This window comes from Mesorhizobium sp. P171375, assembly GCF_057786075.1.
In genome coordinates, this window is record NZ_JBYNWF010000001.1 from 77,569 (window position 1) to 100,956 (window position 23,388).

20 protein-coding genes are annotated in these 23,388 nt (G+C 64.0%); 11 read left to right on the top strand and 9 right to left on the bottom strand.

Going from position 1 to position 23,388, the window contains the following annotated elements:
- The first annotated feature begins 95 nt into the window (after positions 1-95).
- Positions 96-974, top strand: coding sequence for a 3-hydroxybutyryl-CoA dehydrogenase (locus tag ACYHH6_RS00385; protein ID WP_352585434.1), 879 nt, complete (start codon positions 96-98; stop codon positions 972-974).
- Between the two features lie 130 nt (positions 975-1,104).
- Here the strand turns inward: ACYHH6_RS00385 and ACYHH6_RS00390 are convergent, their stop codons facing one another.
- The 3 genes from ACYHH6_RS00390 to ACYHH6_RS00400 all read right to left on the bottom strand — a co-directional run bounded on the left by ACYHH6_RS00390 (position 1,105) and on the right by ACYHH6_RS00400 (position 4,414).
- Entirely contained in the window at positions 1,105-3,033 is a 1,929-nt protein-coding gene (locus ACYHH6_RS00390; protein WP_352585432.1) for a PAS domain S-box protein, read from the bottom strand.
- Positions 3,034-3,237: 204 nt separating this feature from the next.
- Positions 3,238-3,876 (bottom strand): NrsF family protein, encoded by a 639-nt coding sequence (locus ACYHH6_RS00395; protein WP_352585430.1) that lies wholly within the window; start codon positions 3,874-3,876, stop codon positions 3,238-3,240.
- 1 nt (position 3,877) lies between these two features.
- Positions 3,878-4,414, bottom strand: coding sequence for a sigma-70 family RNA polymerase sigma factor (locus tag ACYHH6_RS00400; protein WP_352585428.1), 537 nt, complete (start codon positions 4,412-4,414; stop codon positions 3,878-3,880).
- A 204-nt stretch (positions 4,415-4,618) separates the two neighbouring features.
- Between ACYHH6_RS00400 and ACYHH6_RS00405 the strand changes: the two genes are divergently transcribed.
- The 3 genes from ACYHH6_RS00405 (at position 4,619) to ACYHH6_RS00415 (ending at position 8,431) form a co-directional block, all read left to right on the top strand.
- Complete coding sequence (locus ACYHH6_RS00405) at positions 4,619-5,626, top strand: iron ABC transporter substrate-binding protein (protein WP_352585427.1); 1,008 nt, start codon at positions 4,619-4,621, stop codon at positions 5,624-5,626.
- A gap of 154 nt (positions 5,627-5,780) precedes the next feature.
- The gene (locus tag ACYHH6_RS00410) at positions 5,781-7,352 is read left to right on the top strand and encodes an ABC transporter permease (RefSeq protein ID WP_352585425.1); all 1,572 of its coding nucleotides are present in this window, start codon (positions 5,781-5,783) and stop codon (positions 7,350-7,352) included.
- A complete protein-coding gene (locus ACYHH6_RS00415; protein WP_352585424.1) occupies positions 7,349-8,431 on the top strand; it encodes an ABC transporter ATP-binding protein in 1,083 nt (360 codons plus the stop codon). Before ACYHH6_RS00410 ends, ACYHH6_RS00415 begins: the two co-directional genes overlap by 4 nt.
- A gap of 35 nt (positions 8,432-8,466) precedes the next feature.
- On the opposite strand, the gene ACYHH6_RS00420 is transcribed toward ACYHH6_RS00415, so the two are convergent.
- From ACYHH6_RS00420 to ugpB, 4 genes are all read right to left on the bottom strand, one after another.
- Positions 8,467-9,528 carry a sn-glycerol-3-phosphate import ATP-binding protein UgpC gene (locus ACYHH6_RS00420; protein ID WP_352585423.1) on the bottom strand — a complete coding sequence of 354 codons (1,062 nt, stop codon included), beginning with the start codon at positions 9,526-9,528 and terminating at the stop codon, positions 8,467-8,469.
- 7 nt (positions 9,529-9,535) lie between these two features.
- A complete protein-coding gene (ugpE, locus tag ACYHH6_RS00425; RefSeq protein ID WP_352585421.1) occupies positions 9,536-10,384 on the bottom strand; it encodes a sn-glycerol-3-phosphate ABC transporter permease UgpE in 849 nt (282 codons plus the stop codon).
- A gap of 9 nt (positions 10,385-10,393) precedes the next feature.
- The gene (ugpA, locus tag ACYHH6_RS00430; RefSeq protein ID WP_112393729.1) at positions 10,394-11,278 is read right to left on the bottom strand and encodes a sn-glycerol-3-phosphate ABC transporter permease UgpA; all 885 of its coding nucleotides are present in this window, start codon (positions 11,276-11,278) and stop codon (positions 10,394-10,396) included.
- 71 nt (positions 11,279-11,349) lie between these two features.
- Positions 11,350-12,660, bottom strand: coding sequence for a sn-glycerol-3-phosphate ABC transporter substrate-binding protein UgpB (ugpB, locus tag ACYHH6_RS00435; RefSeq protein WP_112393259.1), 1,311 nt, complete (start codon positions 12,658-12,660; stop codon positions 11,350-11,352).
- A 217-nt stretch (positions 12,661-12,877) separates the two neighbouring features.
- On the opposite strand from ugpB, the gene ACYHH6_RS00440 reads away from it, so the two are divergent.
- Complete coding sequence (locus ACYHH6_RS00440) at positions 12,878-13,006, top strand: hypothetical protein (protein WP_352585418.1); 129 nt, start codon at positions 12,878-12,880, stop codon at positions 13,004-13,006.
- A 126-nt stretch (positions 13,007-13,132) separates the two neighbouring features.
- Positions 13,133-15,577, top strand: coding sequence for a bifunctional diguanylate cyclase/phosphodiesterase (locus ACYHH6_RS00445; protein ID WP_352585417.1), 2,445 nt, complete (start codon positions 13,133-13,135; stop codon positions 15,575-15,577).
- Here ACYHH6_RS00445 and tlpA read toward each other — a convergent pair.
- On the bottom strand, positions 15,574-16,269 hold the full coding sequence (gene tlpA, locus ACYHH6_RS00450; protein ID WP_352585415.1) for a thiol:disulfide interchange protein TlpA: 696 nt from the start codon (positions 16,267-16,269) through the stop codon (positions 15,574-15,576). The two genes, ACYHH6_RS00445 and tlpA, sit on opposite strands and share 4 nt — an antisense overlap.
- Before the next feature lie 35 nt (positions 16,270-16,304).
- Between tlpA and argH the strand changes: the two genes are divergently transcribed.
- From argH to lysA, 3 genes are all read left to right on the top strand, one after another.
- Positions 16,305-17,705 carry an argininosuccinate lyase gene (argH, locus tag ACYHH6_RS00455; RefSeq protein WP_352585414.1) on the top strand — a complete coding sequence of 467 codons (1,401 nt, stop codon included), beginning with the start codon at positions 16,305-16,307 and terminating at the stop codon, positions 17,703-17,705.
- A gap of 70 nt (positions 17,706-17,775) precedes the next feature.
- Positions 17,776-17,982, top strand: a complete 207-nt coding sequence (locus ACYHH6_RS00460; protein WP_112562243.1) for a hypothetical protein — start codon at positions 17,776-17,778, stop codon at positions 17,980-17,982.
- A 59-nt stretch (positions 17,983-18,041) separates the two neighbouring features.
- Positions 18,042-19,310: a diaminopimelate decarboxylase gene (lysA, locus tag ACYHH6_RS00465; RefSeq protein WP_352585412.1), complete on the top strand. Its 1,269-nt coding sequence runs from the start codon at positions 18,042-18,044 to the stop codon at positions 19,308-19,310.
- Positions 19,311-19,330: 20 nt separating this feature from the next.
- Here lysA and ACYHH6_RS00470 read toward each other — a convergent pair whose 3' ends face one another.
- Positions 19,331-19,633 carry an ArsR/SmtB family transcription factor gene (locus ACYHH6_RS00470; protein WP_112562241.1) on the bottom strand — a complete coding sequence of 101 codons (303 nt, stop codon included), beginning with the start codon at positions 19,631-19,633 and terminating at the stop codon, positions 19,331-19,333.
- 50 nt (positions 19,634-19,683) lie between these two features.
- On the opposite strand from ACYHH6_RS00470, the gene ACYHH6_RS00475 reads away from it, so the two are divergent.
- A complete protein-coding gene (locus ACYHH6_RS00475; protein WP_352585410.1) occupies positions 19,684-20,625 on the top strand; it encodes a threonine/serine dehydratase in 942 nt (313 codons plus the stop codon).
- Positions 20,626-20,762: 137 nt separating this feature from the next.
- The gene (locus ACYHH6_RS00480; RefSeq protein ID WP_352585409.1) at positions 20,763-23,378 is read left to right on the top strand and encodes a TIGR02302 family protein; all 2,616 of its coding nucleotides are present in this window, start codon (positions 20,763-20,765) and stop codon (positions 23,376-23,378) included.
- Positions 23,379-23,388: the final 10 nt, after the last annotated feature.

A 23,388-nucleotide genomic window follows, 5' to 3' on the forward strand; every position in this document is an offset into this window, starting at 1 on the left:
TTGTGAAGGGTGGGGTAGACGAAGCTGCCCCACCCTTTTAGTTTGCACTGCACAAAAAGCAGGCCGCTAAGGCCTTTTCGACGGGATCGCTGCAAATGGCCAAGATCGAGACGATCGGCATTATTGGCGCCGGCCAGATGGGCGGCGGCATCGCGCATGTGTCCGCGCTTTCGGGCTTCAAGGTGCTGATCTACGATATCTCGCCCGACCGTATCGAGAAGGGCATTGCCACCGTCAGCGGCAACATGGCCCGTCAGGTTGGCTCCGGAAAGCTTGACGAAAAGCTGCGCAACGAAGCGATGGCGCGCATTTCGGCGGCTCCCGCCATGGCCGATCTCGCCGGTGCCGATCTGGTGATCGAAGCGGCGACCGAGGACGAGACGGTCAAGCGCAAGATCTATGCCCAGCTCTGTCCGCAGCTCAATCCGGAAGCGATCCTGGCGACCAACACGTCGTCGATTTCGATCACCCGCCTGGCCGCGCAGACCGACCGTCCCGAGCGCTTTATCGGCATACATTTCATGAACCCGGTGCCGCTGATGAAGCTGGTCGAACTGGTGCGCGGCATCGCCACCGAGGACCAGACCTTCGAGGCAGCCAAGAACTATGTGAAGCAGCTCGACAAGACGATCACCGTCTCTGAGGATTTCCCGGCCTTCATTGTCAATCGCATCCTGCTGCCGATGATCAACGAGGCGATCTACACGCTCTACGAGGGCGTCGGCTCGGTCGACGCCATCGACACCGCCATGAAGCTTGGCGCCAACCATCCGATGGGGCCGTTGCAGCTCGCCGACTTCATCGGGCTCGACACCTGCCTGTCGATCATGCAGGTGCTGCATGACGGCCTGTCGGATTCGAAATATCGCCCCTGCCCGCTGCTGGTGAAGTATGTCGAGGCCGGCTGGCTTGGCCGCAAGACCGGACGCGGCTTCTACGACTATCGCGGCGAACACCCGGTTCCGACGCGCTAACCTATCAGAACACTAGAGCGATTCCAGGAAAAGTGTGTAACGGTTTTCCGTCCGGAATTGCGTAAAAACAAATGTTTAGAGCGGTTCAGCGATTCTGTGAAACGCTGAATCGCTCTAGTCCGTTCCGCCGTCAGGACGCTGCCGCGAGCGGCCGCTCGGCCTGACCATTTGACTCGTTATCGTCAGGCGCCACGGAAACACAGCCGCGGCCGGCGGCCTTGGCCGCATAGCAGGCGGCATCGGCGCGGGCGATGATCTCGTCGACTTCGCCGCTGCGGATCGGCGCCACGCCGATGCTGGCGTCGATCGCATGCGGCCGGCCGTCCCAGGTGAACTGCAGGCCGCGTATGGCGTCGATGATCGAGCGGGCGGCAATCTTGGCGCCAGCGCTCGACCCCGATTTCAGGACGACCGCGAATTCATCGCCGCCGAGGCGGGCGATGATATCCTCCGGCCCAAGCGCGCCGCGAATAGCCTCGGCAACCCGCTTCAGCAGGGCGTCGCCGGCGGCGTGGCCGCCGGTGTCGTTGACCAGTTTGAAATGGTCGAGGTCGATGAACATGAAATGATGCTCGCCCGCCAGTGTTGCCGAGCCGGCCTTGCGGCGCCGGTCGACCAGCTCTTCCATGGTGCCGATGAAGCTTGAGCGATTGGCAAGGCCGGTCAGCGCGTCATGCGCGGCGGCGTAGGCGAGCTGGCGCTGCAAAGCGCGCGCATCGGTGAAATCCTGAAAGACGATAACCAGGCCACAGAACTCCTGGCGGTCATTCATGATCGGCGACACCACGTGGCGGATGCTGCAGCGCGTGTCGTCGCGGCGGATGAGGACGGCGCGGCTGTTCTGGTCGGCTGGGCTGGAGCCGCCGAGCGCCGGCCGGGTCATGCCGATCCTTTGCCCGGTCTCCTCGTCCACTGCCCAGTAGACATGGCCAAGCGTCTTGCCGAGCGCCTCGGCGCCGACAACGCCGGTCAGCTTTTCGGCGACCGGGTTCATGAAAGTGATGCGGTTGGCGGCATCGGTGCAGATGACGGCGTCGCCGATCGACTGCAGCGTCACCCTCAGCCGTTCCTTCTCATCCGCCAGAGCCGCCGCCGACACAATCAGGCTTTCCTCGGCCTGCTTGCGCTGGGTGATGTCGGTCAGGCTGCCTATGGCCCGGATCAGCCGGCCTTCGCTGTCGCGCTCGAGCGTCTTGCCGCGATCGAGTATCCAGACCCAGTGGCCGTCCTTGTGGCGCATCCTGAACTCGGCTTCGAAGAACGGCGTCCTGCCCTCCAGATGGGCGCGATCGGCCTCGGCCACATTCTCGCGGTCGTCGGGATGGATCATCGTCAGCCAGCGGTCGGGGTCGCCGTCCAGCTCGCCCTCGGCATAGCCCAGCATCTTCACCCAGGCGGCGGAATAGGTGGTGCCGCCCTTGCGCATGTCGAGGTCCCAGACACCTTGCCCGGCGCTGGCCAGGGCAAAATTCCAGCGCGTTTCGGCCTCGGCTATGCGCGCCTCAGATTGCTTGCGCGCGTCGATATCCTCGATCTGCGAGACGAGGTAGAGCGGACGGCCGCTCTTCTCGTCGCGAATGACGGAACCGGCAAGATGGGCCCACACCGGCGTGCCGTCCTTCTTGAGGTAACGCTTTTCGAACTGGAAGGCGTTGACGGTGCCCGCCCGGATGCCGTCCATGGTCTCACGGCCGATCAGCACATCGTCGGGATGCGTGATCTGGAAGAAAGTCAGCGCCTCGATCTCTTCCTTGCTGTAGTCGAGCATGGCGGCGAAGGCCGGATTGGTTTCGTGGATACGGCCATCGAGGCCGACAATGGCGATGCCGATCGCCGAATCCTCCATGGCGCGCCGAAAACGCTGCTCGCTCTCGGCGATCTGCCGGCGGTCGTCGAGTATCCGGTAAATGAACAGCGCGGCGAGCATCAGCGCCACGGCGGTGACCGGCACCGATATCAGCAGACAGAGCTTCAGCACTTCGGCGCTGACGTCGAGCCGCGACAGCAGCATCGCCACGACGGCGGCGCAAAATCCTCCGGCCGCGAGCACCAAAGCCACGTGACCGTCAGCCCGCAGGCTTTTTCGTTTCCATCGCGTCACTGTGCATGCCACCCCGTGCGCAACACATTTCTGCAGGAAACCTTGGATGATCGATTTTAAGGAAAGGTTGCGCCTGAGCCACCGGCAACAGGGTTAACCCGCAAACAATTGCCGGCATGATTAAGGATCGGTGATTATTGCGGGCTACCTCAGGCGGGCCGGTTACCAGCGCACGAAGAACCGTCCCCCGAGCGCGCCGAGCCCGGCAAGGACGGCGATGGCAAGCGTATACCAGGTGGCGACGAAAAGCGGCGAATCGTCGAAGCAGTGCGCGGCATAGAAGGTCGCCGCCAGGCCGCCAGCGAGCAGGCCTGCGACCGCACCGGCAAGCACCGGCCGCGTCGGCGCGCCATAGCGCAGCATCCACAGGAACACGGCAAGCGGCCCGATGCCGATCAGCGGGATGAAGCCCATGCAGATCAACATGTTGGAGCCGACCATGCGCGTGCTCCACATCGGCTCCGGCACCATGAACAGTTCGAGAGCTACGGCCACAGCCACAAGCAGCGGCGCAGCCGCCATCCAGGCCGCGGCTCTCGCCGTCGAAGCGCCCGGTGTCGACAGTGCCCGGATCAGGCCAAAGGCGGTGATGGCAAGCACGATAGTGAAGACGAATTTCGCCAGGAACCGCATCGTGTGCATGGCGATCATGATGTCGGGACGTGGCCCGATGGTGAGAAAGAAGACCACCGCCGCGATCACCACCGCCGCAGCCGCAGCCATCCACCAGGCCGAGCGCAGCGGCATCGCCTTGCTGCTGATATCAGCGTCGAGTGCCTTGATGAGATCTTCGGTTCTCATGTCACTGCCGCCCGAAGCGTTTGGCGATCGCGGCAAGCCCGCGATGCAGCGACACCCTGACCGCCGTCTCGCTGACGCCGAGCTTGGCCGCCGTCTCGCCGATCGAGCGGCCATCGACCGATATGGCCGAGACCACCGACCGCTGCGCCGGCGGCAGGCCGTCCAGCGCCCGGCTAATGTCGCGTTCGCTGACGGTCTCGGTCTCCGGCTCGGCAAAGGTCTCGGCGATCTCGTCGATCTCGATCTCGATGCGCCGTCCGCGCCGCCGGAAGGCATCGATCAGCTTGAAGCGGGCAATCGCATAGATCCACGGCAGCACCGGCGCGTCCTGGCGCCAGGTATGCCGTTTCACATGAATGGCCAGCAAGGTTTCCTGCACGACATCCTCGGGATCGACCCCGCCCTGTACGATCTTGCGCCTGACAAAGCCGCGAACCAGTGCGGCGATCCGGTGCAGAAAGTCGGCGTAAGCCCTTTCGTCTCCCGCGATCGCGGCCCGCATCAGCCGGGAAAGCTCGGCCTCATCCTTGCCGCTCACAAGAGTTCACTCCCCGATCTTCGCGCTTCGGCGCTGATTTGTTACGTGGCCAACGAAATAATGTCCAAGCCAAAGTGCGGCAAAATCACGAAAGTTTGCGGGCGAGCGACGGATTGAAGCAGCCCACCAATGTTGACTATGGTAATCAGGTATTGGTAGGTGCAGCCGTGCAAAACCAGAACCGCCGAGATCGAGGATGACGCCATGAAATATGCTCTTTCCACCCTGGTCGGCGCCACCGCGCTAGCAATCAGCCTGATCGCCGGTCCGGCGATGGCGGAAGATGCCGGCATTATCGTCTACAACGCCCAGCACGAGAGCCTGGCCAAGGAATGGGTCAATGGCTTTACCAAGGAAACCGGCATCAAGGTCACCTTGCGCAATGGCGGCGACAGCGATTTCTCCAACCAGATCGTCGCCGAAGGCGCTTCTTCGCCAGCCGACGTATTCCTGACCGAGAACTCCCCGGCCATGACCCTGGTCGAAGCGGCGGGCCTTTTCGCGCCGGTCGACGCCGATACGCTGGCCCAGGTTCCGGCTGAATTCCAGCCGAGCAGCGGCAAATGGGTGGGTGTCGCGGCGCGCAGCACCGTCTTTGCCTACAACAAGACCAAGCTCATCGCCGACCAGCTGCCCAAATCGATGCTCGATCTCGCCGATCCGAGCTGGAAAGGCCGCTGGGCCGCCTCGCCGTCGGGCGCCGATTTCCAGGCCATCGTCAGCGCGCTGCTTGAGCTCAAGGGCGAAGCCGCCACCGCCGACTGGCTGAACGCGATGAAGGAGAATTTCACCGCCTACAAGGGCAACGGCACGGTGATGAAGGCGGTCAATGCCGGCGAGATCGAAGGCGGCATCATCTACCACTATTACTATTTCGGCGATCAGGCCAAGACCGGCGAGAACAGCAAGAACGTCGAGCTGCACTATTTCAAGAACCAGGATCCCGGCGCTTTCGTCTCGATTTCCGGCGGCGGCGTGCTGGCCTCGAGCAAGCATCCGAAGGAAGCCCAGGCGTTCCTGAAATGGGTGACCGGCAAGGGCGGTCAGGACGTGCTGAAGACCGGCACGTCCTTCGAGTACGCGGTCGGCAAGGGCGCCGCCTCTAATCCCAAGCTGGTGCCGCTGGCCGATCTGCAGGCGCCGAAGGTCGACCCGGCAAAGCTGAACTCCAAGAAGGTGACCGATCTGATGACGGCAGCCGGCTTGCTTTAGTCCGCGTTCGTCCTAAAAGGGCAACGTTTGCGCTCCTGCGAGGCTTTCCGCAGGAGCGCTCTGTTTTCGGGATGGCATTGTCCATGACGACACATTGCGTTTCCGGCCGCGCCTGCGGCGCCCCCGCTCCGGCGGCAGTGGCGCGGCCGAGCTGATGCAATCTGCGGTCGATCTCGTACGTTCAGGCCAGGCAGCCGGGCGATCCCGCCGGCAGCCTATGTCCTGGATCGCTCTTGCCGCCATCATCGTCTCGCTGCTGTCGCTGCTGCCGCTTGCCTTCATCATCTGGATCGCCGTGCAGACCGGCTGGGACTCTGTCTCGGCCCTGGTCTTCCGGCCGCGCGTTGGCGAACTTCTGATCAACACCGTGCTTCTGGTGGCACTCACCGTCCCCATCGCCATCGTCCTGTCGATGGCGCTGGCTTGGCTGACCGAGCGCAGCGACCTGCCCGGCGCTCGCCTCTGGGCCTGGCTGTCGGTGGCGCCGCTCGCCATCCCCGCCTTCGTGCACTCCTATGCCTGGATTACCCTGGTGCCGGGATTGCACGGCCTTTGGGCCGGCGTGCTGGTGTCGGTCCTCGCTTATTTCCCGTTCCTCTATCTGCCGATCGCGGCGTCGCTGCGCCGGCTCGATCCCGCTTTGGAAGACGCAGCCGCAGCGCTCGGCCTCGGACCGTGGCGCGTGTTCGCACGCGTCGTGCTGCCGCAGCTGAGACTCGCCATTTGCGGCGGCGCGCTGCTGGTTGGCCTGCATCTGCTGGCCGAATATGGCCTCTATGTCTTCATCCGCTTCGACACTTTCACCACCGCCATCGTCGACCAGTTCCAGTCGACCTTCAACGGACCCGCCGCCAACATGCTGGCCGGCGTCCTGGTGACCTGCTGCTTCGTGCTGCTCGCTCTCGAGGTGTTGGTGCGCGGCGAAGAGCGTTATGCCCGCGTCGGCTCAGGTGCGGCGCGCCACCGGCAGCGCAGCAGGCTCGGACGCGCCACGCTGCCTTGCCTGGCTCTGCCTGCCATCACCACGCTACTCGCCATCGGCGTGCCCTTCGTCACCATCGGCCGCTGGCTGGTCGCCGGCGGCGCCGATGTCTGGCGTTTCGACGAGATCGGCCTGGCGCTTGGCCAGACGCTGTTCCTGGCGCTCGCCGGCGCCCTGCTTGCGACCATCGCAGCCATGCCGATGGCATGGATCTCGATCCGGGCGCCGGGGCCGCTGCAGCGGCTGCTCGAGGGCTGCAACTACATTGTCGGCTCGCTGCCCGGCGTCGTCATTGCACTGGCGCTGGTCACCATCACCGTGCGCATCGCCATGCCGCTCTACCAGACGCTGTTCACCATCCTGGTCGCCTATGCCCTGATGTTCCTGCCGCGGGCTCTGATTAGCCTCCGCGCGTCGATCGCGCAGGCGCCGATCGAGCTCGAACGCGCCGCCGCCAGCCTCGGCCGGCCGCCGCTGAAAGCGCTGTGGTCGACGACGATCCGCCTTTCGGCGCCTGGGGCTGCGGCCGGCATGGCGCTGGTGGCGCTCGGCATCATGAACGAACTGACCGCTACCCAGATGCTGGCGCCCAACGGCACGCGCACGCTGACCATGGCGTTCTGGTCCTACAGCGGCGAGATCGACTATGCCTCCGCCGCCCCTTACGCCTTCATCATGGTGGCGATGTCGCTGCCGCTGACCTGGCTGCTCTATGTCCAGTCGAAACGGATGGCCGGACGATGAGCTTTCTCGAAATCAGCGGCCTCACCAAGCATTACGGCCCGGTCGCAGCCCTTGCCGGCATCGACCTCAGCGCCGCCAGCGGCAGCCGCACTGCGATCGTCGGGCCGTCCGGCTGTGGCAAGACCACCTTGCTGCGGCTGATCGCCGGCTTCGAGGCGCCCGACCAGGGGCGCGTCGTGCTCGACGGCCAGGTACTGGCCAATGGCGGCCATGCCGTGCCGGCGCATCGCCGCGGCATCGGCCTGGTGGCGCAGGACGGCTCACTGTTTCCGCATCTCAGCATCGCCGACAATATCGGCTTCGGCATGGCCCGCGGCGAGGACCAGCGCACCGAGCGCATCGCCGAGCTTGCCTATACGGTCGGGCTCGACAAGGCGATCCTCAAACGCCGCCCGCACCAGCTCTCGGGCGGCCAGCAGCAGCGCGTGGCGCTGGCCCGCGCCATGGCGATGAAACCCAGGCTGATGCTGCTCGACGAGCCATTCTCGGCGCTCGACACCGGCCTGCGCGCCTCGATGCGCAAGGCAGTTGCCGAATTGCTCGAAGCTGCCGGGATCACCACCATCCTGGTCACCCACGACCAGGCCGAGGCGCTGTCCTTCGCCAGCCAGGTCGCGGTCATGCGTGACGGGAAGTTCTCGCAGGTCGGCACGCCGCGTGAACTCTATCTGCAGCCGAAGGACCGGATGGTCGCCGAGTTCCTTGGCGACGCCATCATCCTGCCGGCAAAGGTTTCAGGCGGCTTCGCCACCTCCTCGCTCGGCCGCATCGCCGTCGACTCGAAGGAGCGCCGCGACATCGCCCGCATCATGCTGCGACCGGAGCAGGTGCAGGTGAACCGCACGTCGCGCGAAGGCATGTCTGGCCCGCCGGGCACGATCTTCGCCGAGGTGACGGACTCGGAGTTCGCCGGCTCGATGTGCACGATTGCGGTGCGGCTGTTGAACAACCCCGATCCGCCTGACGCAGCCGCGATCGGCAACACGCCGCTGATCCTACGCAAGCCTGGCATCGACGCGCCTTCCGTCGGCGAGATCGTGCGTTTGACCGTCTCCGGCAAGGCGCATGTGTTTGCCTGAACTGCCGACGCGTCTGATTGGCGCGAACGGCTGCGTTAATCGACTCGTTTTCCGGCGTTGTCGAACCAATGCAGCTTCTCCGTCCTTGCCACGACGCGCAGTTGATCGCCGGGTTTGGCCGTGGCGCGGCCGGCCACACGCACGACAATGCGGTTGCCGCCGGCGGCACAGTGAAGGAAGCTTTCAGCTCCCACCGGTTCGACCGCCTCGACCAATGCCGGCAGCACGAGCGCGCCGGACGGTGCCTCGGCACCGAAGGTGACGTCGGCATCCTCAGGGCGGAAGCCAAGCGTGGCGGTGTTGGCAGGCGCAAAGTCAACCGCCTTGCCATCGGTCAGCGCCGGACCAGCCGGTCCCTGCAAAAGAGGCAGAAGGTTCATCGGTGGTGCGCCAATGAAGGAAGCGACGAAGGTCGAGGCCGGCTTCTCGTAGATGTCGAGCGGCGCGCCCGTCTGCTCGACCAACCCGGCATTCATGACGACGAGGATATCGGCCAGCGTCATCGCCTCCAACTGGTCGTGGGTGACGTAGACCGAGGTGACACCGAGCGAGCGCTGCAAATTCTTGATTTCGACCCGCATCTGGCCTCGCAGTTTGGCGTCCAGGTTGGAAAGCGGTTCGTCGAACAGGAAGACTTTCGGATTGCGCACGATGGCACGCCCCATGGCCACGCGCTGGCGCTGGCCGCCGGAAAGTTCGCGCGGGCGCCGGTCGAGCAGCGCCGTGAGCTCCAGCACCTTGGCGGTCGAGCGAACCCTGCTGTCGATCTCGTCCTTGGGCGTGCCGCGGTTGCGCAACCCGTAGGCCATGTTGTCGTAGACCTTCATATGCGGGTAGAGCGCATAGTTCTGGAACACCATGGCAATGTCGCGCTCGGTCGGGCCGATGCTGTTGACGATCTTGCCGTCGATGGCGACCGTCCCGGAAGAAATGGTCTCCAGCCCGGCAATCATCCGCAGCAGCGTGGACTTGCCGCAGCCGGACGGCCCAACCAGCACGCAAAGCTCCTTGTCGGGAATGGCGATGGAGACACCCCTCACCGCTTCGACGCCGCTGGGATAGATCTTGTTCACATCCTTCAGATCAACGGTCGCCATCAGCTTCTCACTTTTCGGAATCGACCAGTCCGCGCACGAACCAGCGTTGCATCAGCACCACGATCAGGATCGGCGGCAGGATGGCCAGCATCGCGGTGACCATGACCAGATGCCATTGGGTATCGGCATCGGCAAAGGAAACCATCTTTCTCAGCGCGATGACGATGGTGTTCATGTCGTTGCTGTTGGTGACGAGCAGCGGCCACAGATATTGCGTCCAGCCATAGATGAAGAGGATGACGAACAGTGCTGCGATGTTGGTGCGCGACAGCGGCAACAGGATGTCGAAAAAGAAGCGCCATGGCCCGGCGCCGTCGACACGCGCCGCCTCCACCAGTTCCCCCGGAATGGTCATGAAGAACTGGCGAAACAACAGCGTTGCGGTGGCCGAGGCGATCAGCGGAATGATCAGGCCGGCATAGGTGTCGATCATGCCGAGATCGACCATCACTTTGTAGGTCGGCAGGATGCGCACCTCGACGGGAAGCATCAGGGTGATGAAGATCAGCCAGAAGAAGACCATCCGAAGCGGAAAACGGAAGAACACGATCGCATAGGCCGACAGGATCGAGATGAAAATCTTTCCCACCGCGATGCCGAGCGCCATGACCGTGGTGTTGAGCAGCAATCGGCCGACACTGACGCCGCCGATGCGGCCGACACCGCCGAACAGCGCCTCGCTGTAATTGGTCCAGAACTGGTCGCCGGGCAGGAGCGGCAATGGCGGCCTGAGGATGGTCTGCAGAGTCTGCGTGGAGGCGACGAAGGTGTAATAGATCGGGAAGGCGACGACCAGGATGCCGAGGATGAGCACGGCGTGGGCGATCACGGTGCGAAGCGGGGACTGGCCGATCATCGCTCGCCCTCAGCCGTAGTGAACTTTGCGTTCCACATAGCGGAACTGGATGGCCGTGAGCGAGATGACGATGATCATCAGGATGACCGACTGCGCCGCTGAATCGCCGAGGATCAGATTGACGAAACCATCATTGTAGACCTTGTAGACCAGCGTCTCGGTGGTCTTTCCGGGCCCGCCGCCGGTGACGGCATGAACGATGCCGAAAGTGTCGAACAGCGCATAGACAGTGTTGACGACCAGCAGGAAGAAGGTCGTCGGCGCGAGTAGCGGGAAGACAATGGTCCAGAAGCGCTTCGTCTCGCCAGCGCCGTCGATGGCCGCCGCCTCTATCAACGTCTTCGGCACCGCCTGCAGCCCGGCGACGAAGAACAGGAAATTGTAGCTGATCTGCTTCCAGGCAGCCGCAGACACCAGCAGGATCATGGCGTGGTTGCCGTTAAGCAAGGGATCCCAGGCGATGCCGAGACCTCTCAAGGCGTAGGCCAGCGAACCGATCGAGGGGTTGAACAGAAACAGCCACAACATGCCGGCAATCGCTGGCGCTACCGCATACGGCCAGATCAGCAGCGTGCGATAAAGGCCTTTGCCGCGCACCACCTTCTCGGCCATGACGGCAAGCAACAGGGCCACCCCCATGGCGACGATCGCGGTCGCCAGAGAGAACACCAGCGTGACTTTGATCGAGTTGAGGTAGGCCGGGTCGGCCAGCACCTTGCGAAAATTGGCGAGCCCGACGAACTTGCTCTTCAGCCCGAACGGGTCTTCCCTGAGCATCGACTGGTAGAGCGCCTGCCCCGTCGGCCAGTAGAAAAAGATCAGCGTAATGGCGAGTTGCGGCGCCACCAGCAGATAAGGCAGGGTCTTGTTGGGAAAGACGACGCGTGGAGACAGTGTGATTCCCTCGCTATTCAGGAAGTTGTCCACGCGGGTCCGCGTGGACGAGGTTTAACTGACAAATCGCTTCAGTTTCCGATCGCTTCCTGAATCGCCTTGTTGCCGCGTGCGACCGCGTTGTCGAGCGCCTGCTGCGCAGTCTGCTGACCGGCCAGCATCTTCTCGAACTCCTCGTTCTCGATATCACGCACCTGCGGCAGGTTGACGAGGCGCACGCCCTTCGAATTCTCGGTCGGCGCCTTGCCCAGCATCTGCAGGATCGGCGTCTCACGGCCTGGGTTCTTGTCATAGAAGCCGGACTTCTTGGTCGCCTCATAGGCAGCGAGCGTCACCGGCAGATAACCCGACTTCTGATGCAGATACTCCTGCACTTCGGTCTTGGACAGGTAGGAGAAGAACGCCGCGACCCCTTTGTATTCCTCGTCCGATTTGTTGCCGAACACCCACAGGCTGGCGCCGCCCGGCGTGGTGTTCTGGGGTGCGCCCTTGGCGTCGCTATCATAGGGAAGCTGGCCGATGCCGTAGTTCATGCCCGACTTGACGATGTCACCGAGGCCCCCCGACGATTCGGTGAAGATGCCGCATTCGCCGGCAAGAAAGATCTGCTTGGCTTCGGAGGTGCGGCCGCCATATTTGAAGGTGCCGTCCTTGGCGAGATCGGCGAGCGCCTGGAAATGATTGACGAAGATCGGCGCATTGATCTTGAGCTCAACGTCGGTTCCGGCAAGTCCGTTCTGGTTAGTGCCATAGGAAACGTCGTTCCAGGCGGCGAAGGCCTCGAGGTGGATCCAGGTCAGCCAGGTTGAGGTATAGCCGCAGGAGGCGGCGCCGCTCGCCTTGATCTTCTTGGCGTATTCCCACACCTCGTTCCAGGTCTTGGGCGGGTTGTTCACATCAAGCCCGGCCTTCTGGAAGATATCCTTGTTATAATAGAGGATCGGCGAGGAGGAGTTATAGGGGAAGGACAGCATGGTGCCGTCCGGCTTCGAATAGTAGCCGACGATGCCGGGCAAATACTGGCTTTTGTCGAACGTCATGCCGGCGCTGGTCAAGACGTCGGCCACCGGTTTGATCGCGCCTTCGGCGGCCATCATGACGCCGGTGCCCACGTCGAATACCTGGATGATGTCAGGCGCTTGACCCGCGCGAAAGGCCGCGATGCCGGCATTCAGCGTTTCGGGATAGGTTCCCTTGAAAACAGGGAGAATTTCATAGTCGCTCTGGCTGGCATTGAAATCCTTGGCGATCTTGTCGACCACCTCGGCATTGGCGCCGGTCATGGCATGCCACCAACTGATCTGGGTGGCGGCGAAGGCGGAGGGGGTGGAAAGCAGGGTCAAGGTAGCGGCGACACCGGCCGCAAAGCCGAGCAACTTCATGTTCATCTCCCGTTTGTCATTGGCGAAAGGGGCACTCCCGCAAAGGCAATATGTGTCGCTCATGACAATCGGACAACGGTTTCATTGCTGTTTCGTGAATTTCATATCCGGCTAACTTCGCGCCCCTCACTCTGCAACGAGGACAGAGAGAAATGCCAAGCCGGCTCAGCGATACAATGGGGCGTGGTGGGCCGCGACGATCGCCGACCGCCCGGCGATGCGTGAAGGCCCGCGTGACAACGCCACTTACCTGCGTCATGCGGCCGCCATGCCGGCGCTCGGCCGGATCGAGATCGGCGGCGCGGCGTCGCGCCAAGCGCTGCTCGTGACCTTGCGCCCGGAATGAGACAAGATCGCTGCAAGGTACAACCGGAAAAACCCGCTGTAGTTGTGGTGCCCATAACTGATTCTTCAAGCGCCCCGTACTAATCAAGTCGATGGCTGATTGCTGCGGGAGAGCAGGTGGGGCGAGATGCTGACGGTCTATAATTGCATCGTGCACGAGCACGATCTGAGACTGGTCGCACTGGCAGCCCTTATTTGCGGTATTTCTTCCTTCTCGGCGGTCAATCTGCTTCGCCATGTCGACCGCTCAAACGAGCGCAACCGCTATACCTGGCTGATGATATCAGCCACTTCCACCGGCTTCGGTATCTGGGCGACGCATTTCATCGCCATGCTTGCCTTTTCTCCGGGAATACCCAACGCGTACAATGCGGAACTGTCGGCGCTCTCGCTAGCCGCTTCCGTCGCCCTGACAGCCGCCGGCATGTGGATTGCCACCTTGCGCCGGGGCATCGACTACGCCCTGGTCGGCGGCGCGATCCTCGGTGCCGGCATCGCCGCCATGCACTATATCGGTATGGCCGCTTTCGAGGTCGAAGGACGCATCGTCTGGAACACGCTTCTGGTCGCCGTCTCGCTGCTGGCAGGCGTCACTCTCGCCGCACTGGCGCTGCTGGTCGTGCTGCGGCGCCCGTCCATGCAGGCGACCATCGGCGCCGCCGTCCTGTTGACGCTGGCGATCTGCACCCTGCACTTCATCGCCATGGGCGCGGTGTCGATCTTCCCGGACTCCTCCATTGAGATATCGCAGTTCACGGTCGAGCCGGTATCGCAGGCCTTCGCCGCCGCTGCAGTCAGCCTGGTTATCCTGGTGCTTTCAGCCGCGGCACTGTGGATCGACCTGCGTTTCCGTCGTCACAAGCTCGAGGCCGAGCGTATGCATGGCCTCGCAAACGCCGCCGTCGAGGGCCTGATCGTCTGCGACGGCACCCGCATCGTCAGCGCCAATGACAGCATCGCCGCTCTCACCGGCATGGCACCGGAAGCGCTGAACGCGATGCTGCTCGGCGACCTTTTCGGCGAACGCACAGCGGCCAGCATGTCCGACTGCAGCGGACAGGCACAGGAAGCCGAGTTGAGAAGCCATGACGGCACCGCCATCCCCGTCGAACTGATCGCCAGGAGCATCGACTATTGCGGCAAGCCGCACAGCGTCGTCGCAGTGCGCGACATCCGCGAACGCAAGAAGGCCGAGCAGGAGATCCTGCGCCTCGCCCACTTCGACCCGCTGACCGGGCTCCCCAACCGCCGCAGTTTCTCCGGCCGGCTCGAGGCCGAAATTGCCGCAATGAACCGAGGCGGCAAGGGCGGGCACCTTGCGCTGTTGCTGCTCGACCTCGACCGCTTCAAGGAAGTGAACGACCTGTTCGGGCACGGCGCCGGCGATGCCATGCTGCAGAAGGTGGCGCTATGCGCCTCCGGCGTGCTCCGCCAGGGGCAGATGCTGGCGCGTCTCGGCGGCGACGAGTTCGCAATCATCGCCCCAAACCTTTCTGATCCGCAGGCAGCCGGCCGCATCGCCGAGGCGGTGCTGGCGTCGATGCGCGAGGAAAACCGGCAGTCGGTCGGCGGCGGCCTGGTGTCGGCCAGCATCGGCATTGCACTTTATCCGCTCGACGCCGATGAACCGACAGCCCTGGTCAGCCACGCCGACACCGCGCTCTATCGCGCCAAAGCCGAAGGCAAGGACACCTACCGTTATTTCGAGGCCTCGATGGGCGCCGAGGCGCGCGACCGGCGCGTGATGGAGCACGAACTGCGCCAGGCCATAGCGCGCAATGAGTTTCGCCTCGTCTACCAGCCGCAAAAGGAGATCAGTAGTGGGCGGATGGTCGGGTTCGAGGCGCTGATCCGCTGGCGCCATCCACAGCGCGGTGACGTGTCGCCGGCGACCTTCATCCCGGTGGCCGAAGACAGCGGCGTCATCATTCAGATCGGCGAATGGGTGCTGGCGACAGCCTGCGCCGAGGCTGCCCGCTGGAAGAGCTCTCTCACCGTCGCGGTCAATGTCTCGGCGGTGCAGCTCCACAACCCGAATTTCAGCCGCAAGGTCCACGAGGTCCTCCTTGCCTCCGGGCTAGCGCCAGGCAGGCTCGAACTCGAGATCACCGAAACGGCGCTGGTCAAGGATATGCCCCGCGCGCTCGCCACCTTGCGGCAGGTCAAGGCGCTGGGCGTGCGTGTGGCGATGGACGATTTCGGCACCGGCTACTCCTCGCTGTCCAACCTTCGCGCGTTCCCCTTCGACAAGATCAAAATCGACGGCTCGTTCATCAAATCGGTCGACAGCAACGGCCAGGTGGCGGCCATCGTGCGCGCCGTGCTGGGGCTTGGCCGTGGTCTTGGCCTGCCGGTTCTGGCCGAGGGCGTCGAGACGCTGGGCGAACTGAAATTCCTCGACGCCGAGGCCTGCGAGATTGGCCAGGGCTATTATCTTGGCCGGCCGAGCCCGATCGAGGCGTTCAGCGAACTGACCGGCGTCACTGCACCAGCTGAGGACGACGCCCCGATCGAACCGCGCGGCGGCAGCATCCTGATGCTCGAACCGGCGGCGGCGCTTCGCTCAGCTTAAGGCGCGAGTGCGGCCTCTATGAGCCGCTTGGCATCCGGTCCCGACCATTCGGCCGGGCCATTCATATGCGCGACCAGGCAGCCTTCGCCGTCGATCAGCATGGTGACGGGAAGGCCTAGCGCCAGGCCGCGTGTCTTGACGTCGTTGAACAACGCCAGCGTCGAATCGCGGTAGTAACCGAGCTTCTCGATGCCGATGTCGCCAAGGAATTTCTTCGGCTTCACATCGTCGCCGGCATCGACATTGACCGCGATCACCTCGAAGGCGTCGCTGCCCTTTTCCTTCTGCAGCGCATCGAGCGCCGGCATTTCGGCACGGCAAGGCGCGCACCATGTCGCCCACAGATTGAGCAGCACCGTCTTGCCGGCATGGTCGACGATCGTCATCGGCTTGCCATCCGGCCCGTTGAAGGCCAGGCTTTTCAGCGATTGCGGTGGATCGGCCGGTAACAATGCCGCAACCTGGCCCGTGGCCGCGGCGGCGACCTTCTTGGCACGGTCGCTCTTGGCGGCACAGGCGACGTCGTCCTTGCCGCCGCCAGTGGCAGCTTGCGCCGGCGTGCTGCCGGAGGCTGCGTTGTTGCCAGAACCGCTCTCGCTGACATATACCGCGACCGCGCCCGCCAGCACGCCCGCCACCAAAGCGGCAAGGATCAGGCGCGGGGCCGGGAAGTATCTATTGCCGTCTGCCATTATTCTAAAACTGCTCCGGAGCACGGGTTATAGCGATGAGCGACAAGAAGGCCAGCAACCAGATGTGGGGCGGACGTTTTGCCTCGGGTCCGGCCGCCATCATGGAAGCGATCAACGCGTCGATCTCGTTCGACCGCAAACTCTATGCGCAGGACATAAGAGGTTCGATCGCCCATAGCGAGATGTTGGCTGAAACGGGCATTATTTCGGCGGCCGATCAAGAAAAAATCGCTCACGGCCTGAACACGATCCTGAAAGAGATCGAGGCCGGCACGTTCGAATTCTCGACCCGGCTGGAAGACATCCACATGAATGTCGAGGCCCGCCTCGCCGATCTGATCGGCTCGGCCGCCGGCCGCCTGCACACCGCCCGCTCGCGCAACGACCAGGTCGCGGTGGACCTGAGACTCTGGGTCAAGGACGAGTGCTTCCGTGTCGCCGAGGCGCTGAAGGGTCTGATATCAGCCTTCCTCGAGCGGGCCGAGGAGCATGCGGCAACCGTCATGCCAGGCTTCACCCATATGCAGGCAGCGCAGCCGGTGACCTTCGGCCATCACTGCATGGCCTATGTCGAGATGTTTTCGCGCGACCTGTCGCGCGTCCGCGACGCCATCGAGCGGATGGATGAAAGCCCCTTGGGCGCGGCAGCCCTTGCCGGCACCAGCTTCCCGATCGACCGCCACCAGACCGCAAAAGCGCTCGGCTTCCGCGAACCGATGCGCAATTCGCTGGACAGCGTTTCCGACCGCGATTTCGCGCTGGAGTTCTTAGCCCTGGCAGCGATCTGCGCTACGCATCTGTCTCGGCTCGCCGAAGAGATCATCATCTGGTCGACGCCGCAGTTCGGCTTCATCAGGCTATCGGATTCCTTCTCCACCGGCTCCTCGATCATGCCGCAGAAGAAGAACCCGGACGCCGCCGAACTCGTGCGCGGCAAGACCGGCCGCGTCACCGGCCATATGGTCGGCCTGCTGACGGTGATGAAGGGCATGCCGCTGACCTATGGCAAGGACATGCAGGAAGACAAGGAATCCGTCTTCGATGCCGCCGAAACGCTCGATCTGATGCTGGCCGCGATGACCGGTATGGTGCGCGACATGACGGTGAACGCCGCCGCCATGAAAGAAGCCGCTGGCTCAGGCCACGCGACCGCGACCGACCTTGCCGACTGGCTGGTGCGCACGCTGGGCCTGCCCTTCCGCGAGGCGCATCATGTCACCGGCCGCGCGGTGGCGCTGGCTGAAGAGAAGAAGGTCAGCCTGGAGAAGCTTTCGCTGGAGGATCTGCAATCGATCAACCCCGGCATCACCCAGGACATCTTCTCGGTGCTTGCGGTGCAGAATTCGGTCAAGAGCCGCACAAGCTTCGGTGGCACCGCGCCGTCCGAAGTCAGGAAGCAGATCCGTACCTGGAAAAAGCGCATCGCCAAGGCATGATGCCGGGGTGCAATGCGCCGAGAACTCGGTTAAAAGCGGCAGCACATAAAAGTTTCGGACGGATGGATCGATGACCGCACGCAGGATTTTGGTGACGCTGACGCTCCTGACGGCGATGGTCGCCGTGACCGCCTGCGGCCGCAAGGCCGGTCTTGACACGCCCTATGAAGCAGCCGTCCAGGCCCGCAAGGACGCCGAGCGCGCCAAGCAGCCCGTGCCGCCGGAGCCGGAAAAACCGGTCGTGGACAAGAAGTTCATCCTCGACCCGCTGCTCTAGAGCCGACGAGACCGGCTTAGTTTATCTGGTCTCTTGCTCCAACTTCCGGAAACACTCTCGTGAACCATTTCGACTACCGCGACGGCGTGCTCCATGCCGAGGACGTGGCGATACCAGACATCGCCGCAAGCGTCGGCACACCGTTCTATTGTTATTCGACGGCAACGCTGACCAGGCATTTCCGTGTCTTTGCCGGGGCCTTCGCCGGGCTCGACACGCTGGTCTGCTACGCCTTGAAGGCGAATTCCAACCAGGCGGTGCTGCGCACGCTGGCAAGGCTGGGCGCCGGCGCCGACACCGTCTCGGAAGGCGAAATGCGCCGCGCGCTCGCCGCCGGCATCCCGGCCAACAAGATCGTGTTTTCCGGTGTCGGCAAGACCGCGCGCGAAATGGATTTCGCACTCGAGGCCGGCATTCTCTGCTTCAACGTCGAATCCGAACCGGAGCTGGAATTGCTGTCGGCCCGCGCCACGGCACTCGGCAAGGTGGCGCCGGTCTCGCTGCGCATCAACCCGGATGTCGACGCCAGGACGCACAGGAAGATCTCCACCGGCAAGGCCGAGAACAAGTTCGGCATTCCGTGGCAAAGGGCGCGCCAGGTCTATGCCCGTGCCGCCGGCCTGCCGGGCATCAAGCCCATCGGCATCGACACCCATATCGGCAGCCAGATCACCGAGTTGCAGCCCTTTGACGACGCCTTCGCGCTTCTGGCGGAACTGGTCGGCGCGCTGCGCGCCGATGGCCACGCCGTCGAGCACGTCGATCTCGGCGGCGGCCTCGGCATCCCCTACCGCACCGACAACAGCCCGCCGCCTCTGCCCGATGCCTATGCCGAGATCGTCAGCAAGCATCTGACAAAGCTTGGGGTGAAGGTGATGTTCGAGCCGGGCCGGCTGATCGTCGGCAATGCCGGCATACTGGTGTCGGAAGTGATCTTCGTGAAGGAAGGCGACGCCAAGAATTTTCTCGTCGTCGACGCCGCCATGAACGATCTGATCCGGCCGACGCTCTACGATGCCTTCCACGACATCAAGCCGGTCGTGCAGCCGCCCGCCGACACGCCGCGCATGGCGGTCGATGTCGTCGGCCCGGTCTGCGAGACCGGCGACTATCTCGGCCTCGACCGTGACCTGCCCCGGCTGAAGTCTGGCGACCTGATTGCCGTCTCGACGGCCGGCGCCTATGGCGCGGTACAGTCCGGCACCTACAACACAAGGCTTCTGGTGCCCGAGGTTCTGGTCGACGGCGACCGCTTTCATGTCGTGCGCCAGCGCCAGACCTATGACGAGCTGATCGGCATGGATTCGGTGCCCGACTGGCTTGCATAGAAGCCGCCGCGCCGGCTGCGCTATAGCCGGTTCTGGATGAGCATCCTTGTGTCGGCGATCTTGTCCTCGTCGCGGCGGTAGAACGTCCATTGCTTGATGCGCTTGGGGCGCAGCAGGCCGGCCTGGGTAAGCACGCGCATATGCTCGGAGAGCGTCGCCTGCGTAATGCCGAGCTTCTCCGCGATCAGCAGCGCGCAAACGCCGTCCTCGACCAGATCGCCGTCTGCCTGGGCCGGGAAGTGCGCCCGCGGATCCTTCAGCCAGTCGAGGATCTGCAGTCTGCGTTCGTTGGCGATCGCCTTGAAGACATCAACCTCTTGCATTTAGCCATTTTGCCAAGTTACTAATTGCTGTCAATCCCAAGGAGATGGTCATGACCAACGGCAACAGCATCACGCGCGAACGCATTGCCGCGATGGAGCCGCGCATCCGCCCCTATGTCAGACACACGCCGGTGTTGCGCGTCGACATGGCCGATTTCGACCGGCCGCTGCTGGCGGTCGACCTCAAGCTCGAATGCCTGCAGCATTCCGGCTCGTTCAAGGCGCGCGGCGCCTTCACCAATCTGCTGGAACGGCCGGTGCCCGCGGCCGGCGTCGTCGCGGCGTCGGGCGGCAATCATGGCGCCGCTGTCGCCTATGCCGCCATGCGGCTCGGCCACAAGGCGACGATCTTCGTCCCTGAAGTCAGCCCGCCGGCCAAGCTTCAGCGCATCCGCGGCTACGGCGCCGAACTGATCGTCGGCGGCGCCCGCTATGCCGAAGCGCTGGCCGCCAGCGAGGCTTTTGCCGAAAACACTGGCGCCTTGCAGATCCACGCCTTCAACCAGGAAGAAACACTGGTCGGCCAAGGCACGCTCGGCCTCGAAATCGAGCAAGACCTGCCTGAAATCGACACGCTGCTGGTCGCCGTCGGCGGCGGCGGCCTGATCGGCGGCATCGCCGCCTGGTTCGCCGGCCGCATCAGGATCATCGCCATCGAACCCGAGGGCGCGCCGACGCTGCATCGCGCCTTCGAGGCCGGCCACCCCGTCGATGCGCCAGCCGAAGGCGTCGCCGCCGATTCGCTGGCGCCCAAGCGCGTCGGCGAAATGATGTTCCCGATCGCCGAGGCCTTTGTCGAGCGCTCCATCCTGGTCACCGACGACGCCATCATCGCCGCGCAGAAGGCACTGTGGGAGCGGGTGCGGATCATCGCCGAACCGGGTGGCGCCGCGGCCTTCGCAGCGCTGTTGTCCGGCCGCTACACGCCGGCGCCGGGCGAACGGATCGCGGTCCTGGTCTGCGGCTCGAACACCGATCCGACAAAGTTCTAAACCTTGCTTTGACTGAAATGCGGAGGGAAACCCGCCAAAGCTTTTCAAGTTTTCCGGAACCGCCTCGCCTTTGCCGTGTTTGCTGGTAAACTTCTGCTTGTTGAGTCCGGGCTATCCCGCCCGGGCAGGAAGGGCCGATGACGGAAAGCCCCATTTCCAGCGGCGATCGCAGCCTGGCCGGACGGCTTGCTCTAAGCCGGCTGGCGACACGGGTCTCGATGACGGTCGAGCGCGGCTGGCCGCTGCTTCTGCCGCTGCTCATCGTCGCCAGCCTGTTCCTCAGCCTCTCCTGGCTCGGCCTTTTCCCACGCCTGCCTGACGTTGCGCGCATTGTCCTGGTCGCGGCTTTCGGCATTGCCGCGCTTGCAGCGCTCTATCCGCTGCGTTTCTTCAAGCTTCCCTCCGCCGCCGAGGTCGACCGCCGCATCGAGGCGGCCAACCAGTTGCAGCACAGCCCGGTGCTGGTGCAGACCGACCGTCCGAGCGGCAAGGAAAGCATCTTTTCCCAGGCGCTGTGGCGCGAGCACCAAAAGCGCATGGCCGACAAGCTCGGCGATCTTGGCGCCGATCTGCCGCGTGCCCGCGTGCCGGAACGCGACCCGTGGGGGCTGCGCGCCGTGGCGGCGCTGCTTTTGGTCACCGCTTTCGCCTTTTCCTTCGGACCGTCCGGCGGCAGGCTCTCCGATGGTTTCCGCGCCCATGCGGCGCGCGACATCGTTCCGCCGCGCATCGATGCCTGGGTGACCCCGCCGGCCTATACCGGCAAGCCGCCCATCTTCCTGACCACCCCAGTCATCGACAACAATGCCAAGCAGGCAGCCGCCACCTTTACCGTGCCGCAAGGCAGCGACGTCTCGCTGCGCGTCACCGGCGGCTCCGGCGAGGAAACGCTCAGCTTCGCCGACAAGAGCGGCAATGCCCGCGCCATCGACCCGACCGAGCCGCAGGCAGCAGCGATCAAGGCAGCGGCGGTCAACCCGGCAACACCCAAGCTGCGCCAGTTCACCGGCAAGCTGACGGCCGACGGCACGCTGACGCTGAAATCGGGCGAAGCCGATCTCGGCCAATGGGCTTTCGCGGTGATCCCCGACAAGCCGCCGACGATCCGCTTCGTCGGCGAGCCCAAGCGCGCCGTCAACGGCGCCTTCGAGCTCAATTACCAGATCGACGACGACTATGGCGCGGCCGCCGCCAAGGCGGTTTTCGCGCTGGTCGATCCGGCGGCGCCCGGTGCGCATCCGCTCTACGGACCGCCTGAAATGCCGCTGGCGCTACCGCGCCGCGGCGGCAAGGCGAACGCCGCCAAGACCACCAAGGACCTCACCGAACATGTCTGGGCCGGCGCCAGCATCAAGCTGTCGCTTGTCGCCACCGACGATGCCGGGCACACCGCGACCAGCGAAACCAAGACGATTGTGATGCCCGAGCGGCCCTTCGCCAATCCGCTGGCGCGGGCGGTGATCGAGCAGCGCCGCCTGCTGGCGCTCGATGCCAACGCCAAGCCGCGCGTGCTCGACCTGATGGACGCCGTCACGCTTCGGCCCGAAGACACGTTCGACACCATGTCGCATTACCTCGCCATCATGAGCGCCCGCAGCCGGCTGAAGATGTCCGACAGCGACGACCAACTGCGCAGCGAGGTTGGCTATCTCTGGGAAATCGCGCTCGGCATTGAGGAAGGCAATCTCTCCGCGGCGGAAAAGCGCCTGCGCCAGGCGCAGCAGGCGCTGCAGGATGCCATCAAGCGTGGCGCCAGCGACGAAGAGATCGAAAAGGCAATGAAAGAACTGCGCGAGGCGATGAACGAATTCCTGCAGGAGTTCGCCGAGCGCGCCAAGCAGAACCCGAACGCGCCGCAGATGCAGCAGAACGGCCGCGAGCTGCGCCAGAGCGACATCGACCGCATGATGGACCAGATCGAGAACCTTGCGAAATCAGGCGACCGAGACAAGGCGCAGGAGCTGCTGTCGCAGCTGGAAAACATGATGAACAACCTGCAGGCCGGCCGTCAGCAGCAAGGCGGCGAGCAGGACAGTGAGATGCGCCAGCAGATGGACAAGCTGGGCGAGATCATGCGCCGCCAGCAGGAGATGATGAACGACACGTACCGCATGGACCAGATGCAGCGCGGCCAAGGCCAGCGAGATCAAGACCAGCAGCAACAGGATGGCGACCAGCAGCTCGGCGGACAGGATCAGGACAAACCCGGCGTCGGGGACGACCGCGATCCGCTTGCCCGGCCGAAGTCGATGACGCCGCAGGAATTCGCCGATGCGATGAAGCAGCTGCAGGAAGGCCAGGGTCAGTTGCAAAGCGAGCTCGACAAGCTGAAGAAGGGCCTGGAAGGCATGGGCATGCAGCCCAATGAAGGATTTGGTGAGGCCGGCAAATCCATGGGCAATGCCGAAAAGTCGCTTGGCGAAGGTGAAGGCGACCAGGCAGTCGGCCACCAGGGCCGCGCGCTGGAAGCGCTGCGCAAGGGCGCCAAGGAGATGATGAAGCAGCTGCAGGCGATGCAGGGCGACCAGGGCGGTAGCCAGGAAGGCGGCCGCCAGCAGGACGCCGACCGCGATCCGCTGGGCCGGCCACGCGCCAGCCGCGGACCCGATTTCGGCGATTCGGTGAAGGTGCCCGACGAGATCGACGTGCAGCGCGCGCGCCAGATCCTCGAAGCGATTCGCAAGCGGCTCGGCAACGCGCTCAGCCCCGACATCGAGCGCAGTTATCTCGAGCGGCTGCTGGAGCTGAAGTAGCCTCCAAGGC

Bases quoted from the DNA above. Each gene is read 5' to 3' on its own strand.
- ACYHH6_RS00385 (WP_352585434.1), top strand. From the start codon at position 96: ATGGCCAAGATCGAGACGATCGGCATTATTGGCGCCGGCCAGATGGGC.
- ACYHH6_RS00395 (WP_352585430.1), bottom strand. From the start codon at position 3,876: ATGAGAACCGAAGATCTCATCAAGGCACTCGACGCTGATATCAGCAGC.
- ACYHH6_RS00405 (WP_352585427.1), top strand. From the start codon at position 4,619: ATGAAATATGCTCTTTCCACCCTGGTCGGCGCCACCGCGCTAGCAATC.
- ACYHH6_RS00410 (WP_352585425.1), top strand. From the start codon at position 5,781: ATGCAATCTGCGGTCGATCTCGTACGTTCAGGCCAGGCAGCCGGGCGA.
- ACYHH6_RS00415 (WP_352585424.1), top strand. From the start codon at position 7,349: ATGAGCTTTCTCGAAATCAGCGGCCTCACCAAGCATTACGGCCCGGTC.
- ACYHH6_RS00420 (WP_352585423.1), bottom strand. From the start codon at position 9,528: ATGGCGACCGTTGATCTGAAGGATGTGAACAAGATCTATCCCAGCGGC.
- ugpE (WP_352585421.1), bottom strand. From the start codon at position 10,384: ATGATCGGCCAGTCCCCGCTTCGCACCGTGATCGCCCACGCCGTGCTC.
- ugpB (WP_112393259.1), bottom strand. From the start codon at position 12,660: ATGAAGTTGCTCGGCTTTGCGGCCGGTGTCGCCGCTACCTTGACCCTG.
- ACYHH6_RS00440 (WP_352585418.1), top strand. From the start codon at position 12,878: ATGCGTGAAGGCCCGCGTGACAACGCCACTTACCTGCGTCATGCGGCC.
- ACYHH6_RS00445 (WP_352585417.1), top strand. From the start codon at position 13,133: ATGCTGACGGTCTATAATTGCATCGTGCACGAGCACGATCTGAGACTG.
- tlpA (WP_352585415.1), bottom strand. From the start codon at position 16,269: ATGGCAGACGGCAATAGATACTTCCCGGCCCCGCGCCTGATCCTTGCC.
- argH (WP_352585414.1), top strand. From the start codon at position 16,305: ATGAGCGACAAGAAGGCCAGCAACCAGATGTGGGGCGGACGTTTTGCC.
- ACYHH6_RS00460 (WP_112562243.1), top strand. From the start codon at position 17,776: ATGACCGCACGCAGGATTTTGGTGACGCTGACGCTCCTGACGGCGATG.
- ACYHH6_RS00470 (WP_112562241.1), bottom strand. From the start codon at position 19,633: ATGCAAGAGGTTGATGTCTTCAAGGCGATCGCCAACGAACGCAGACTG.
- ACYHH6_RS00475 (WP_352585410.1), top strand. From the start codon at position 19,684: ATGACCAACGGCAACAGCATCACGCGCGAACGCATTGCCGCGATGGAG.
- ACYHH6_RS00480 (WP_352585409.1), top strand. From the start codon at position 20,763: ATGACGGAAAGCCCCATTTCCAGCGGCGATCGCAGCCTGGCCGGACGG.